Origin of the sequence: Paracoccus onubensis, assembly GCF_003591515.1 — a bacterium.
In the GTDB taxonomy this organism is placed as follows: Bacteria; Pseudomonadota; Alphaproteobacteria; order Rhodobacterales; family Rhodobacteraceae; genus Paracoccus; species Paracoccus onubensis.
Genome location: NZ_QZCG01000005.1, coordinates 269,541 through 283,064, shown reverse-complemented (window position 1 = coordinate 283,064; position 13,524 = coordinate 269,541). Strand labels below are relative to the sequence as shown.

The window sequence follows — 13,524 nt, the reverse complement described above, 5'->3', positions numbered from 1 at the left end:
GCTCCTCCCTTGTTCCGGGCGAATCCCGGTTCTCCTGAAACGTATCATCTGGCGATAATTCAGTTACGGCAAATACAAATTCGGCACGATCATTAACATGATGTTAATATATCCGACTCACCTTGCCTTGCGCTGCTCCCAGGGACGGGACTCCGTGGCGCGGGACAGTTCCCGCCGCAATTGCTGAATCGCGTATTCGGCAAAGCCGGAAAGCACGCGCCCTGCCTTGGTCACGATATAGATGGTAATCGGCGTTTCCTCGATCAGCGACAGCCGCACGACACCGGGCATGTAAAGCTCTGCCACGGAGAATTCGTCGATTACCGCCACGCCAAGCCCGTGGCGCACAAGACTGACGACAGTCTGGGCGAAACGGCCGCGCATCGAATAGCGCACCGGCAATCCGGCATCCCGCAACGGAGTCGCGCAGACCCTGCCATAGGGATCCTCGGGATCGACGCCGATCATCGGGTATTTTGCCAGATCATGGATCGACACCCGCACGGAAGCCGCCAAGGGGTGATCCTCGGGAACAATGGCGGCCAGACGGCCCCGGGCGGCGATTTCATTGCTGATTCCGGCATTCTCCACCGAGGTGCTCATCAACACGAATTCGCCGCGTTCCAGCATCAGATAGTCGATGGTTTCCTCGATCTTCAGGATATTCAGATCGATGAACAGATCAGGATAGCGTTGCCGGATCGACCGCGCCGCCCGCGCGGCAATGAACTGCGCAACCGACGGCGCCGAGGCGAAGGACAGATCCACCGCCTCGCCCCGCTGCAATGAAGCGACGGCACGGTTCAGATTTTCGACATTGCCGAACACCCTGCCAATCTGATCGAAAATCGAGCCGGCCTCGACCGCCGGCAGGTAGACACCGCCGCGCCGCTCGAAAAGGCGCAGCCCCAGGGCTTCTTCGGTATGCTTGACCAATCGGCTGATCCCGGGCGCGGATACGTTCAGCATCCGCGCAGCCCCGCTGATCGTCCCGGTCAGCATCACGGCGCGGATGACTTCGATCTGGCGCAAGGTCAGTTGATGCATGAACCGGGCCGCCCGCTGCAGATGAATTCCCCCGAAACCAACAGGCCAGATTTCTGCCGTGCAGTCCATAGCCGAAGGATGCGGACATCCTGGACATGACGTCACCGCCCCGTCGTGGTGACACAGACCGGGATTTCCGGCACCCGACGGTCCGAAATCCGCAGGCGGGGCAGTGGTATTCAGTCGCGTGATTGATGGCGGAGACGAAGGGATTCGAACCCTCGAGACCCTTCCGGGCCTACTCCCTTAGCAGGGGAGCGCCTTCGACCACTCGGCCACGTCTCCGCCGATCCGTATATGGATCGGCAGGCAGGGAAACAAGGGTGTTTCGAAACTTTCTGGTCATTATTTTGGCGAAGAGCATTTCGTTGCTTTTACTGGAACATCTTGGTAACCGCACAGAATTCTGATGCATAATCCGTGCAGCCCGCTCTTCAGGCGCTCAGCCGCGCATCGCGCATGTCGCGGCCCGGTGGCAGGCCGAACAGGCGGCCATAGTCGCGGGTGAATTGCGGCACGCTTTCATAGCCTACCGCATGAGCGGCATGGGCGATGCCCGCGCCATCCGTCAGCATCAGGCGCCGGGCCTCGATCAGCCGTAGCTGCTTCTGGAATTGCAGCGGCGACAAGGTGGTGATCGTGCGGAAATGCTGGTGAAATGAGGATTCGCTCATCCCCGCCGCTGCCGCCAGATCCCCGATCCGGAGCGCGCGAGCATAGTCCTGCCGGATCAGGGCCACTGCCCGGGCGATGCGATGGGCATGGCTGTCTACCGCCCCAAGCCCCCGGATCGCCGCGCCATGGCGGCCGGTCAGGAGCCAGTAATGCATTTCACGCAGCAGCGCCTCGCCCAGCACCGGCAAGGCGGCGGGCCGGTCCAGCAGACGCATCAGCCGCAATGCGGCATCGGTCACATCCGGGTCGGCCGGCTCGATCCGGATCGGGGCGGCATTGACAGGGTGCAGATCAGCCTCGACGGACAGAGCGCGCAGAATCGCCGGGTCCAGCTCTAGCGCGAGGGCGTAATAGGGCACGGCGGGGCTGGCATCAACGATCTGGCTGGTGGTTGGCACATCCGCAGTGATCAAGAGTGCCTCGCCAGCGCCATAGTCGAAGCGGGCCGTGCCCATCATCACACGCTTGCGGCCCTGAAGGCAGATCGCGATCAGCGGCTTTTGCACCGTTACCTGCAACTCGCCGGGATGCAGCATGCGCACCACGCCAAGCCCGGGGAAGGGCGTCGGCGCGAAACCGGAGCGGTCGGCATAGCCGTCAGCATGACGGCGGACAAGATCGAGAAGGCTGCGCATCAGTTGGGTCCGGGTAACCTGATTGCAGTATCAGGCAAGGAAATCGCCCATATATGCAAGAGATATCCGCTGATTTCACGGAAACAGGCAAGATTGCGCGAGGAATGGGCAACTCTGCCACGTCTTTCTGCCCCATCTTCCCTTCATCCGCTCAACATGAGGAAAAAGACATGAGCAAGATCGCATTGATAACCGGCGCCAACCGCGGCCTGGGCCGCAACACCGCCCTTTCCATCGCCCGCCATGGCGGTGATGTCATCGTGGCATATCGCGGCAACGCGGCGCAGGCCGGGGAGGTCGTCGCGGAAATAGAGGCGCTGGGCCGGAAGGCGGTGGCACTGCAACTCGACGTCTCCGAAATGGCGTCGTTTCCTGCCTTTGCCGACACTCTGCGCGACAGTCTTCGCAAAATCTGGGGGCGCGACAGCTTCGATCATCTGGTCAACAATGCCGGTCACGGCGAATTCGTTCCGATCGGCGAAACGACCGAAGCGCAGTTCGACGGCCTGTTCGATGTGCATGTGAAGGGGGTGTTCTTCCTTGCGCAGGCGCTGTTGCCCTTGATTGCCGATGGCGGCCGGATCGTCAATTTCTCGACCGGGCTGACGCGGTTTTCCTCTCCTGGTTTCGCGGCCTATGCGGCGGCGAAGGGCGCGGTCGAGACGCTGACCCGCTATATGGCGCAGGAATTCGGGCCGCGCGGCATCGCGGTGAACGCGGTGGCTCCCGGCGCCATCGAGACCGATTTCGGCGGCGGCATCGTGCGCGACAACCCGGATCTCAACGCGAAATTCGCCGGGCTGACGGCGCTTGGCCGGGTGGGCCTGCCCGACGATATCGGCCCGATGGTGGCAAGCCTGCTGTCCGACGATAACCGCTGGGTCACCGCACAGAGGATCGAGGTTTCGGGCGGTCAGGCAATCTGAACCGGCAGCAGCCACACAGGTCAGCCCGAAACAGGGTCCGCCTGTGTGGTAGTCTTGCGCAGATATATGATCTGCCCCACCAGCCCCAAAATCAACATGACGAACAGCGTGCCAAGCGCGCCCAGCAGGATCGGAGAACCCGGATCAGCCGCAATCGGATTGCCATCCGGAACCCGTCTCAGCGTCTCGGATACCGAGGGCACCAGCAGCAGAAAGACCGTGACGGTCAGAAGGATGGTTTCGAAATACCGGGCGGCGCGTCCCAATCCCGCAATTCGGCCAACGCCGTAGCCGGCGAAAAGCAGGATCAGTGTCACGGTCGCAATGCCGTTGCTCACAGGCTGCTTTGCAACCAGGAAAACGGTCAGTCCCCCGATCAGCATGAAGATGAAATAAAGCTTGCCCGCGTTGGATTGGGGCACAATCCGTCCGTGACGCGCAAGCATGTAGATTGCAAGGGGGATGGCCGGCAGGCTTCCAAGCGTGTGTAGCCAGCCCAGGGGTGTGATTCCGAACATCTTTGCTTCCTTTGCTAATATCCATGAGTGTCTGGTGGGGGCCGTCGTGAGCGCCCGGCGCAGGCGTTTGCCTGTCGCCAAGCGTTACGGCTCTGATGAGGACTGGCTGCGCTTGCGGAACCGGCCTCAGATGATCGTCAGGCCGACCGCGATATTGTTCCGGGTGGCATTCGAATAGGGGCAGGTCTGATGCGCCGCCTCGGCCAGCTTCTGCGCATCCTCGCGCGCGATGCCCGGCAGGCTGATCGAAAGATCGGCCGTGATGCCGAAACCGCCTTCACTGCGCGGCCCGATGCCCACAGTGGCGGTGATCGCGGCATCGGCCGGGATCTTCAATTTCTGCTGCTGGGCGACAAGTTTGAGCGCGCCAAGAAAGCATGCGGCATAACCGGCCGCGAAGAGCTGTTCGGGATTGGTGCCGGCACCGCCCGCGCCGCCCAGTTCCTTCGGCGTCGACAGGGCGACCTCCAGGCGGCCGTCTTCGCTGCGGGCCTGGCCTTCACGGCCCCCGGTTGCAGTGGCTTGGGTTCGGTAGAGAACCTGGACTGACATGATTATCTCCGTTTTTTTATATTACAATAATTATTATTGCAATAATTTGTTTTCATAGAGATAGCGGGATGTCATGTCCAGCTTTTTTATTGTCGCGATAACAAATTCCGTGATAAGCATAGTCATGACCCATGACCTGACCCTTGAAGATCAGCTGTGCTTCTCGCTTTATGCGACATCCATGGCGATCAACCGCCTTTACAAGCCGCTGCTGGACCAGTTGGGGATCACCTATCCGCAATATCTGGTTCTGAACGTTCTGTGGGAGAAAGACGGGCGCAGCATCAGTGCGATCGCAACCCGGCTGGATCTGGAGCCGAGCACGATCACGCCGCTGGTGAAACGGCTGGAGACTGCCGGGCTTGTCACCCGGACGCGGCGTCAGGATGATGAGCGGGGGGTTCTGGTCGCCCTGACAGCGCGCGGCCTTGAACTGAAGACCGAAAGCCGCTGCCTTGGCGAAGCCCTTTTCAACCGGGCCGGTATGGCGGCGGAAGAGATGATCGCCCTCAACCGCGAGGTCCGGCGCCTGCATCAGGCGCTGACGGGCAAGGAAAGCGCCTCCTGAGGTCACCGGTCAGGCGAGGATCGCGGGCGATGGCCGGTCAGGGCCATCCGTGACCGGCTGCCAGTCAGGGTGATCGGATCAGCCCGCCATAGTGCCACAAGGCCGGCTGGTAACCGATCTGCCATTCTGCGGCGGGAAACGACGCTTCAGCCCTGCCGCTCCACGAAGGCTGCCAACTGGTCGATTGTGGTCCCCCATCCTTCCTGAAATCCCATTTCTTCATGTTTGCGTTTATCGGATGCGCTTTTGTGCATCACATGCGCCGAATAGCGGGTGCCATCCGCTTCGGCAGATAATGTGATGGTCGCGGTCAAAGCCAGCCAAGGCTCAATCGGCCGCCATGCCTCGGCAAGAACCGTCGTCCATACCAGCCGCCGCTCGGGGACAATATCAAGGAAACAGGCTTCGACATGTGGCTTGAAGTCACCATTTCCTTCGCGCATCCGGGTCTCGAAACCGCCTCCCGGGCGCAGGTCCAGCTTGATCACCTTGCATTCGATCGGATCGGGAATCCACCATTTCGCAAGATGCTCGGGCGTACTCCATGCCTTCCAGACCTTGCCCGGCGCGGCGTTGATGAGCCGTGAAATCGATAGCTCATTGTCTTGGGGTGTCATTCGTCATCATCCTCTCTCATCTGATTTTCCACATAGGCGGCAAGCCGGTCGGCACCCGCCTGCCAAAGCTCGCGCTGCTCGGAAAGCCACGCCTCTGCGTCCGACAGTCGTTTGGGCTGCAACCGGCAGGTTCGCACGCGACCGCATTTCCGGGTCGTGATCAGCCCGCTTTCTTCAAGCACACGGAGATGTTTCAGGAAGGCGGGGAGCCCCATGTCGAAAGGCTCTGCGAGTTTCTTGACTGGTGCGTCCCCCTCTACCAGGCGATTGATCACCGCCCTTCTGGTCGGATCCGCAAGCGCATGAAATGCAGTGTCCAAAGTGAAATTATAGTTTTCCATATGGTGAACTATAGCAAACAATTCACCATATGGGAAACAAAAAAGCCGACGGTGCGAACAGGATCGACCCGAACCGATCTGTTGCGACATTGCCGATACGTGCTTCTCGTATAAATGCGATCCGCCTCATACAACTTATGATCAGCTTGACCACCTCCCTTCATTTCTTGATAACAATCTGACGGAAAAAGGGCAGGATTCGTAATTTTTGTACCCGAAGGTATACCGTAGCCGAAAGCTTGTGGATGCGGAAAAATTGCGGATGCCGTCCTTCCTGGAAATGAAAACAGAAAAGAGCGAGAGCTGGAATGGCGTATAAGATATTGATACTAGGAGCTTCCTATGGATCGCTGCTGGGTACGAAACTGGCAATGGCGGGTCACGAGGTGGATCTGGTGTGTCGTCCCGCCACAGCGAGTCTTATCAACAAGAATGGCACGGAAGTCCGTATCCAGCTACGAGGCGAGGACGCGCATCGCGCGATCCGGTCAGTGGATCTGCCCGGCCGGGTCGGCGCGGTCACGCCGGAACAGGCGACTCCGGCGGCATATGATCTGGTCGCGCTGGCCATGCAAGAGCCGCAATACGGAGCCCCCGGCGTACGGCCGCTCATGGCCGATATCGCGCAATCGGGACGCCCCTGCCTGTCGATCATGAACATGCCGCCCCTGCCTTTCCTTCGCAGAATCAGCGGCATTGACCATGCCATGCTGGAGGATGCCTATTCCGCGCCGCGGGTCTGGGATGGCTTCGAGCCGGGGCTGATGAGCCTTTGCAGCCCCGATCCGCAGGCATTCCGGCCACCTGAGGAGGAGGCGAACATATTGCATGTCGGCCTGCCAACGAATTTCAAGGCGGCCGCTTTCGCGGATGACGGTCACAACCGGATGTTACGCCAGATGGAAGACGACATCGCCGCTGTGACGCTTGATGGCAAGGATGTGCCGGTCAAGCTGAAAGTCTTCGATTCGCTTTTCGTACCGCTGGCGAAATGGTCGATGCTGCTGACCGGCAACTATCGTTGCATCACGCCCGGCGACGCACGGGCCATTCGCGAAGCCGTGCATTCCGATCTGAAGAAGTCGCGGGCCATTTACAGTCATGTGGATGCGATCGCCCGCAAGCTGGGCGCGGATCCGGCGGATCAGGTGCCGTTTGAGAAATATGCCAAGGCAGCCGAAGGTCTGCTGAAACCCTCTTCGGCTGCGCGTGCCGTTTATGACGGGGCGACGCAGATCGAGCGGGTCGACAAGATCGTCCAGAAACTGGGCGAGGCCGTGGGCATGCCCTTTGCCGATATCGACGAGATTGTCGCCGTGGTGGATGCAAGGCTGGCGCAGAACGTCACCGAACCCGCGTAGAACAGACACCCTTCAAGGGACAGGCCGAAAATCCCGCCGGGCAGCCCCGCAGATCGCGGAGCTTGCTCCGGGCGGGGCGGCAAGGACGAATGGGGGGTAAATTATCGAAGGCTCTGGCGGCATGATGCCCGGGCTCCATCGCAATATCGCGCGGGCGCGGAAATTGGCCGTTTCGGATCCCCGACGACAGGATGCCACGCACATCGTCGATGGCAGCTACGGGATCTATCGTGCCGCTTTTTCACTCACCTTCTGGACGAACCGCTCGACGTCGATGACCGCCCGCTGATGGCTTCCCTGTCCGATCAGGCCCGCTTCATCGAATGCCTCTACCCGGAAGGTGAGTTTCTTGCCGTCGATCTTCTCCAGTTCGACCGCGGCACGGACCTTCATGTCCTTTGGAGTCGCCGCCAAATGACTGACATCGATATGGATTCCAACCGTGTGCTGGCCATCGCCAAGATGGCCGCGCAGACATTCGATGCAGGTCGCCTCGATGAAACCGACCATCATGGCCGTGGCGAATACCGGCGGCATGTCGGCGAAGGCGCCCAACTCGGCCGAGACATTCGGCACCAGCATCTCCTGCGTGACGGTGATTTCGGTTTCATGGGAAAGCCCGGCGATCAATGTATCCTTCATTCGGGAAGTATCCTGTTTTCCGGTTTCGGTTGAGAGCGGATACCGGTGAAGGCCAATCCGCCGATGATAAGGACAAGGGCCAAGGCAAGCGCACCGCTGGCCCGCATATCCAGCCAGATCACCGAGAAGGCAACCGCCGTGATGGGGCTGAGGGCCAGGAACGCGGTGACGATCCCCGCCGGGGCGTTGGCGAGCGCGTAGAGCCACATCAGGTAGCCAATACCACTGGACAGGCCGATGAAGCCGATCAGGAAGAAGGTTGCGGCCGGCCAGTCCGCGACAGCCGTTCCATGCGCCTCGATCATCCCCAGCAGCCCAAGAGGCGCAAGGGATGCAGCCATCGCGATCACGCTGACTTTCACGACGCCATAGCGGCGAAGATAAGGGCCGTAGAGGTTCGAACACAGCGCCGCCGTCAGAGTGGCGAGGGCGGCGCATCCCAATCCGATCAGGTCGGACGCCGCCAATCGGCCTGACAAGGCATCGCCAGCCAGAAGCACGGCCACGCCGATCACCGAACAGATGATTGCGGCAAAGATACGCGGTGTCACGCCCGAACCCGACCTGGCCCAGCCGATCGCCAGCGTCACCACGGGCAGCGTCGCGAAGACCAGCGAAACGCGGGCAGAGCTGGAGTAGAGGACGGCAACATTCAGCAGCGCGATCAGAACGCCGAACTGGCCGATCCCGATCAGGGCGATGGGCAGAAGATCGTATTTCCCGACCGAAGGCCCGATAGATCGCAGCGCGAAGGGCAGAAGGAAGATCAGTGCAAGGCCGTATCGCAGAAAGCCAAGGCGCCCCGCGCCGACTTCGGCCACGACCGCTTCGCTGGCAACGAGAGCGGAGCCGACCTGCACGCCTGTCGCCGCCGCTGCCAGAAGGGCCAGCCTCACAGATTACGCTCCCAGACCTGCCCGACCAGATCCTTTCCGAAACTGTGATGCGGTTCTTCCTCGATCAGCGTGAACCCCGCCGCCTCATAGATGCGACGGGCAGAGATCAGGATATCGTTGGTCCACAGGACCATGCGCCTGTAGCCCTTTCCCTGGGCGAAGCGGATGCATTCCTCGACCAGCCGTCGCCCAAGCCCACGGCCCCGCGCCGCCGGATCGACATAAAGCAAGCGCAATTTGGCGGTTTCGTCATCCTGACGGACGACGAAGACCGATCCGACGACGACGCCCTCCATTTCCGCGATCCAGCACCGTTCCCGATCGGGAATGAATTCTTTCACGAATTGCCCGACGATCTCGGCGACCAGGGCCTCGAATGTCCAGTCCCAGCCGTATTCGCGGGCGTAGAGCATGCCTTGCCTATGCGTGATCCACCCAAGATCGCCGGGCCGAGGGTCACGGAGGATGAAGGTCCTGTCGTCCGGGCCGTCCCCCAGCAACCGGCGGATGCGGTGCATTGCGCCCACAAGCTGACCGCGCTCCGATTTTGAAAGCGGGGCAAGAAGTGCCGCGACCTCTTCCGCCGATGCCGCATTCAATCCGTTGAATACCGCGCGGCCCCGATCGGTCAGCGTCAGTGCCAGCCGCTTCGCGTTGTCGGAAGATGGCGTTCGCATGACGAGCCCTTCACCTTCCAGCCCGGACACGATGCGGCTGAGATAGCCGGTATCCATCCGCAGAATCCTGCCAAGCTCGCGGGCCGACGGCGGTGCATCGGGCCGCGCATTCGCGATTTCATAGAGGATGCGCACCTGCGGCAGCGAGTAGTCAGAGGCCAGCAGGCGATCGTTCAATGCGCCGACCAGCCTTGTGTGAAAGCGATTGAACTGCCGGACGGAGGCAATATCGGAATCGCTGGGATTTTCATCCTGGATCATATTCATGATGCCAAATCAATTTATATGTTGCTTATGTCAATATATAGGATTGAAGGCGCAACGCAATGACGGATTCCGCGCCGGTGATGTTCGAGGGCTGTGCCGCGTCGCTGCAAGGCAGCTTGGCCGCTCCCTTTATATGACGATCGATAGCGGATAGAGGGAGTCCGCTTCGTTTAAAGCTGACCTAATCGACCCGGCCATGTTTGGCGAGATAGTCCAGCACTGACTGGACCCGGCGCGGAAGCGTCTTGGCACGCCCGACATAGAGCAGATGAAAATCCTCGAAAACCGGTTCTGCATGCGGATCGCAAAGCGCAACGGTCCCTGCCGCCAGTTCACGGGCGACGGTAAAGCGGCCGACACGTGCGACACCGGCGCCGGCGGCAACGAGGGCCGCGATGGTGGCGCCGTCATTGACCTGCAGGCGCGGTGATCCCTGCCGCCATGTGATGTCGCGGCGGGCATAGGAAAAGCCGATCCGAAGCGATGATGGCAGATCATCGTTCCGGGGTGGGGCCATGACCTCGACAATCTCGCTCTGCCCCAGATGGCGAGCCATGAGGTTCGAGCTGTCAAGCGGTCCGGCCCGTACCGCCAGATCGATCGGTTGACCGTAAAGATCGCTGACATTGTCGCCAATCACCAGATCGATGCGAATCTCGGGATAGGTGCGCAATAAGCCGCCAAGGATCGGCGCCAGAATATTGTTGGCATAGGCAGCGCTGGTGGCGATCCGCACGCTGCCCGCAATCCGACCACAGCTCGCCTCATGCTCCGCCGCATCCAGCGCCTCCAGGATCGCCTGGCCTTGCCGCGCGAAACGTGCGCCTTCCTCGGTCACCTGAACCTTTCGGGTCGAGCGCTTCAGCAGGGTGACGCCCAGCCGTTGTTCGAGCCGGGCCATCATCTTGGAGACGGCCGATGGCGTCATTCCACGCATTCTTGCGGCGGCAGAGAAACTGCCCTCTGCGATGACGCTTAACAGGGTCTCGATTTCCGCAAGCCGGTTGGTGTCGCGCATTCGCCTTATCCATCTGTGAACAACAGGCACAATTGCTTGTAGTTTTCAGCGTCTGGTTTCTCAAGTCGACTGTGCCGATCTTCCACCCGAACAAGTGGAGATATGCATCATGACGACAGCCCTCGCCGCCGGACAGATCGAGACCGGCCGCAATGCACGCTGGGCCCTTGCCGCGCTCGGCATCGGTGCTTTCGGGATTGGCCTGACCGAATTCGTGATCATGGGATTGCTGGTCGAGGTGGCACAGTCGCTTTCGGTCAGCGTGCCGTCGGCGGGCCTGCTGATCAGCGGCTATGCGCTTGGCGTCACCTTTGGCGGCCCGCTGCTGACCCTTGCCACGGCGCGCCTGCCGCATCGCAACGTGATCCTTGCACTGATGGCGATCTTTATCCTTGCCAATATCCTGTGCGCCGTGGCCCCAAGCTATGGGCTGCTGATGCTGGGGCGCATCATCAGCGGCTTTGCGCATGGCACCTTTTTTGGTGTCGGGACGGTCGTCGCGCAGAGTCTGGTTCCGCCCGAACGCAAGGCATCGGCCATTGCGCTGGTCTTTACCGGTCTGACCCTCGCGACGGTGCTGGGTCTGCCCTTCGGTACCGAATTGGGTCAGGCACTCGGCTGGCGCGCGACTTTCTGGAGCGTGAGCGGCATCGGCCTGCTGGCCCTTGTCGCCAGCGCATTGTCGCTGCCCGCCGCTACCCGCAGTGAAACCCCGGCCAATTGGCACAGCCTTGCACGGCTTCTGCGCGGTGCGCCACTATTGGCGCTTGCCACCACGACGCTTGGCTATGCCGGAGTGTTTCTGGTCTTTACCTATATCGTCCCGATCCTGACCGGGATCAGCGGGGTTTCTTCGGCGCATGTGTCGCGATACCTGCTGCTGTTCGGCGCGGGCATCGTGGTGGGCAACATCCTTGGCGGCCGCCTCGCGGATCGCGGGTTGCGTCCGGCCTTGCTGGGAACTCTGGCAGGGCTGGCGGCGGTGATACTGGCCATGCGCTTTGGCATGGGGAATCCGTTTGCCGCGATGATCTCGCTTTTCCTGTTCGGCGTGGCGGCCTTTTCGACCCTCGCGCCGCTTCAGTCCTTCATGCTGAGCCGGTCCGAAGGTGCAAGCGCGGAACTGGCGTCGACCCTGAATATCTCGGCCTTCAATCTTGCCAATGCCGTTGGTGCGGCCATTGGCGGCAGCGCGATTGCGGCGGGATGGGGGCTTGGAAGCCTGTTCCCGCTTGGCGCCGTTATGCCTGTCCTGGCCGTGCTGCTGACCCTTGCAACCTTCAAATTCGGGGAAAGATCATGAAACCGATCGCAACAACGATTACCGCGATGCTACTCACCCTGACCGCCGGAACCGTATCGGCCCAACCGCAGGAATGGGTTCCGGCCTGGGCCGCGAGCCCGGAAGCGGTCTGGAATACCGAATTCGACTTTCCTACGGGCCTGCCCGAAAGCATTGCCGGGCAGACCATTCGCCAGCCCCTGACCCTTGCCTGGGGCGGAGACAGCCTGCGCATCACCCTGTCGAACAGTTACGGCACCAAACCCTTGCCGGTCGATGCGGCCATGGTGGCGCATGGCGGCGAAGCTGCGGCGCTGGAGGGGCGGGAACTGCCCGTTCTCTTCGGCGGCAAGCCCAAGGTGATCATACCGCCGGGAGCGCGGATCGTCTCTGACCCGGTGGCGCTGCCGGTCGATGCGGGCCAGCGCCTTGCGGTCACTCTGCATTATGGCGAGGGCGCGGTTGCGCAGGATTTCCATTGGGATGCGCGCGAAACGGGTTTCGTGCTGGACGGGGATCGCATTGAAGAAGAGATCACCGCCCGTTTGACCCTTGCCAATGTGCTGACCGATCATCCGGCCGGCATGGTCGTGGCCGCGATGGGAGATTCCATCACCGATGGCAATGGCGCGGCGATGAACGAGGATGTGCGCTGGCCGGATTTTCTGGCCCGGCGGCTTGCTTCGGAAGGCGTCGCGGTGATCAATGCCGGTATATCCGGTGGCCGGCTGCTTTCGGACGGGATGGGAGAAAGCGTTCTGGCACGGATCGACCGCGATGCTTTCGCCGTGCCGGGAATCGACGCCGTAGTGCTTCTGATCGGCACCAACGATATCGCCTGGCCCGGTTCGCCCTTTGCGCCCGACGAAACCCCCATGACGCTTGACCGTCTTCAGGCGGGCATTGCCGCTGTTGCCGCGAAGAGCAAGGCGCAGGGCGTGCGCCTGATCGTGGGAACGGTCCCGCCATTTCGCGGCGCGCTGCCCGACACGCCGCTTGCAGCCACCTATTGGAGTGACGGGAAAGATGCCCTTCGCCGTGAATTCAACGACTGGCTGCGGAAGACCGATCTGGTCGATGCGCTCGTCGATTTCGACGCCGTGCTGCGCGATCCGGATGATCCATCTCAGTTGAACCCTTCTTATGACAGCGGAGACCGGCTGCATCCGGGCGCTGAAGGGAATGAGGCAATGGCGGCGGCCATCTCGCTGGAACTTTTGAGAGGAAAGGAATAGCGGACATTTCCCGGGGTAGTCTTGCCGGTCCGCTGCCCGCCAGGGTCATCTCTCTGTAAGAGGTGACCTTGGTGGGCAATCCGGTGTCCGACGCATGGGTATTCCTTGCGGCGCATCTCACTTTCCGCGCCCGACCGGTTGTGCGCTACCGTCTTCGCGACCACAAAGCATGAATATTCTGCGCGGTCGCCATCATGTTGCGCCCGCTTTGCCGCCACGGCAGACTAGGCGAGAAAATTCCGTCAGGGGTGCCCTGATGGCGCGTCG

15 protein-coding genes and 1 tRNA gene are annotated in these 13,524 nt (G+C 61.2%); 5 read left to right on the top strand and 11 right to left on the bottom strand.

Going from position 1 to position 13,524, the window contains the following annotated elements:
• Window positions 1–117: 117 nt before the first annotated feature.
• The 3 genes from D3P04_RS09395 to D3P04_RS09385 all read right to left on the bottom strand — a co-directional run bounded on the left by D3P04_RS09395 (window position 118) and on the right by D3P04_RS09385 (window position 2,357).
• Window positions 118–1,047, bottom strand: a complete 930-nt coding sequence (locus D3P04_RS09395) for a LysR substrate-binding domain-containing protein (protein WP_119748235.1) — start codon at window positions 1,045–1,047, stop codon at window positions 118–120.
• Window positions 1,048–1,242: 195 nt separating this feature from the next.
• Window positions 1,243–1,332, bottom strand: a tRNA-Ser gene (locus D3P04_RS09390).
• Between the two features lie 149 nt (window positions 1,333–1,481).
• Window positions 1,482–2,357, bottom strand: coding sequence for an AraC family transcriptional regulator (locus D3P04_RS09385; protein WP_119748142.1), 876 nt, complete (start codon window positions 2,355–2,357; stop codon window positions 1,482–1,484).
• Between the two features lie 170 nt (window positions 2,358–2,527).
• Here D3P04_RS09385 and D3P04_RS09380 point away from each other — a divergent pair, with 170 nt between their 5' ends.
• Complete coding sequence (locus D3P04_RS09380; protein WP_119748140.1) at window positions 2,528–3,283, top strand: SDR family NAD(P)-dependent oxidoreductase; 756 nt, start codon at window positions 2,528–2,530, stop codon at window positions 3,281–3,283.
• Window positions 3,284–3,303: 20 nt separating this feature from the next.
• On the opposite strand, the gene D3P04_RS09375 is transcribed toward D3P04_RS09380, so the two are convergent.
• Together D3P04_RS09375 and D3P04_RS09370 are read right to left on the bottom strand one after the other, a co-directional pair.
• Entirely contained in the window at window positions 3,304–3,801 is a 498-nt protein-coding gene (locus tag D3P04_RS09375; RefSeq protein ID WP_119748138.1) for a hypothetical protein, read from the bottom strand.
• A 126-nt stretch (window positions 3,802–3,927) separates the two neighbouring features.
• Window positions 3,928–4,353 (bottom strand): organic hydroperoxide resistance protein, encoded by a 426-nt coding sequence (locus D3P04_RS09370; protein ID WP_119748137.1) that lies wholly within the window; start codon window positions 4,351–4,353, stop codon window positions 3,928–3,930.
• Between the two features lie 124 nt (window positions 4,354–4,477).
• On the opposite strand from D3P04_RS09370, the gene D3P04_RS09365 reads away from it, so the two are divergent.
• Window positions 4,478–4,921, top strand: a complete 444-nt coding sequence (locus tag D3P04_RS09365) for a MarR family winged helix-turn-helix transcriptional regulator (RefSeq protein ID WP_119748135.1) — start codon at window positions 4,478–4,480, stop codon at window positions 4,919–4,921.
• Between the two features lie 146 nt (window positions 4,922–5,067).
• Here D3P04_RS09365 and D3P04_RS09360 read toward each other — a convergent pair whose 3' ends face one another.
• Both D3P04_RS09360 and D3P04_RS09355 read right to left on the bottom strand, forming a co-directional pair.
• A complete protein-coding gene (locus tag D3P04_RS09360; protein ID WP_119748133.1) occupies window positions 5,068–5,538 on the bottom strand; it encodes an SRPBCC family protein in 471 nt (156 codons plus the stop codon).
• On the bottom strand, window positions 5,535–5,879 hold the full coding sequence (locus D3P04_RS09355; protein WP_119748131.1) for an ArsR/SmtB family transcription factor: 345 nt from the start codon (window positions 5,877–5,879) through the stop codon (window positions 5,535–5,537). Before D3P04_RS09355 ends, D3P04_RS09360 begins: the two co-directional genes overlap by 4 nt.
• A 308-nt stretch (window positions 5,880–6,187) precedes the next feature.
• On the opposite strand from D3P04_RS09355, the gene D3P04_RS09350 reads away from it, so the two are divergent.
• A complete protein-coding gene (locus D3P04_RS09350; protein ID WP_119748129.1) occupies window positions 6,188–7,240 on the top strand; it encodes a ketopantoate reductase family protein in 1,053 nt (350 codons plus the stop codon).
• A gap of 225 nt (window positions 7,241–7,465) precedes the next feature.
• Here D3P04_RS09350 and D3P04_RS09345 read toward each other — a convergent pair whose 3' ends face one another.
• The 4 genes from D3P04_RS09345 to D3P04_RS09330 form a co-directional block, all read right to left on the bottom strand.
• Window positions 7,466–7,882 (bottom strand): thioesterase family protein, encoded by a 417-nt coding sequence (locus D3P04_RS09345; RefSeq protein ID WP_119748127.1) that lies wholly within the window; start codon window positions 7,880–7,882, stop codon window positions 7,466–7,468.
• Window positions 7,879–8,778 carry a DMT family transporter gene (locus D3P04_RS09340; RefSeq protein WP_119748126.1) on the bottom strand — a complete coding sequence of 300 codons (900 nt, stop codon included), beginning with the start codon at window positions 8,776–8,778 and terminating at the stop codon, window positions 7,879–7,881. Before D3P04_RS09340 ends, D3P04_RS09345 begins: the two co-directional genes overlap by 4 nt.
• The gene (locus D3P04_RS09335; RefSeq protein ID WP_220475295.1) at window positions 8,775–9,722 is read right to left on the bottom strand and encodes a bifunctional helix-turn-helix transcriptional regulator/GNAT family N-acetyltransferase; all 948 of its coding nucleotides are present in this window, start codon (window positions 9,720–9,722) and stop codon (window positions 8,775–8,777) included. Before D3P04_RS09335 ends, D3P04_RS09340 begins: the two co-directional genes overlap by 4 nt.
• Before the next feature lie 181 nt (window positions 9,723–9,903).
• Window positions 9,904–10,740 (bottom strand): LysR family transcriptional regulator, encoded by an 837-nt coding sequence (locus tag D3P04_RS09330; RefSeq protein ID WP_119748124.1) that lies wholly within the window; start codon window positions 10,738–10,740, stop codon window positions 9,904–9,906.
• A 109-nt stretch (window positions 10,741–10,849) separates the two neighbouring features.
• Here D3P04_RS09330 and D3P04_RS09325 point away from each other — a divergent pair, with 109 nt between their 5' ends.
• Window positions 10,850–12,043 (top strand): MFS transporter, encoded by a 1,194-nt coding sequence (locus tag D3P04_RS09325; RefSeq protein WP_119748122.1) that lies wholly within the window; start codon window positions 10,850–10,852, stop codon window positions 12,041–12,043.
• A complete protein-coding gene (locus D3P04_RS09320; RefSeq protein WP_182912794.1) occupies window positions 12,040–13,257 on the top strand; it encodes an SGNH/GDSL hydrolase family protein in 1,218 nt (405 codons plus the stop codon). The genes D3P04_RS09325 and D3P04_RS09320 overlap by 4 nt, the downstream gene beginning before the upstream one ends.
• Window positions 13,258–13,524 lie beyond the last annotated feature (267 nt).

Bases quoted from the DNA above. Each gene is read 5' to 3' on its own strand.
- D3P04_RS09395 (WP_119748235.1), bottom strand. From the start codon at position 1,047: ATGCATCAACTGACCTTGCGCCAGATCGAAGTCATCCGCGCCGTGATG.
- D3P04_RS09385 (WP_119748142.1), bottom strand. From the start codon at position 2,357: ATGCGCAGCCTTCTCGATCTTGTCCGCCGTCATGCTGACGGCTATGCC.
- D3P04_RS09380 (WP_119748140.1), top strand. From the start codon at position 2,528: ATGAGCAAGATCGCATTGATAACCGGCGCCAACCGCGGCCTGGGCCGC.
- D3P04_RS09375 (WP_119748138.1), bottom strand. From the start codon at position 3,801: ATGTTCGGAATCACACCCCTGGGCTGGCTACACACGCTTGGAAGCCTG.
- D3P04_RS09370 (WP_119748137.1), bottom strand. From the start codon at position 4,353: ATGTCAGTCCAGGTTCTCTACCGAACCCAAGCCACTGCAACCGGGGGC.
- D3P04_RS09365 (WP_119748135.1), top strand. From the start codon at position 4,478: ATGACCCATGACCTGACCCTTGAAGATCAGCTGTGCTTCTCGCTTTAT.
- D3P04_RS09360 (WP_119748133.1), bottom strand. From the start codon at position 5,538: ATGACACCCCAAGACAATGAGCTATCGATTTCACGGCTCATCAACGCC.
- D3P04_RS09355 (WP_119748131.1), bottom strand. From the start codon at position 5,879: ATGGAAAACTATAATTTCACTTTGGACACTGCATTTCATGCGCTTGCG.
- D3P04_RS09350 (WP_119748129.1), top strand. From the start codon at position 6,188: ATGGCGTATAAGATATTGATACTAGGAGCTTCCTATGGATCGCTGCTG.
- D3P04_RS09345 (WP_119748127.1), bottom strand. From the start codon at position 7,882: ATGAAGGATACATTGATCGCCGGGCTTTCCCATGAAACCGAAATCACC.
- D3P04_RS09335 (WP_220475295.1), bottom strand. From the start codon at position 9,722: ATGAATATGATCCAGGATGAAAATCCCAGCGATTCCGATATTGCCTCC.
- D3P04_RS09330 (WP_119748124.1), bottom strand. From the start codon at position 10,740: ATGCGCGACACCAACCGGCTTGCGGAAATCGAGACCCTGTTAAGCGTC.
- D3P04_RS09325 (WP_119748122.1), top strand. From the start codon at position 10,850: ATGACGACAGCCCTCGCCGCCGGACAGATCGAGACCGGCCGCAATGCA.
- D3P04_RS09320 (WP_182912794.1), top strand. From the start codon at position 12,040: ATGAAACCGATCGCAACAACGATTACCGCGATGCTACTCACCCTGACC.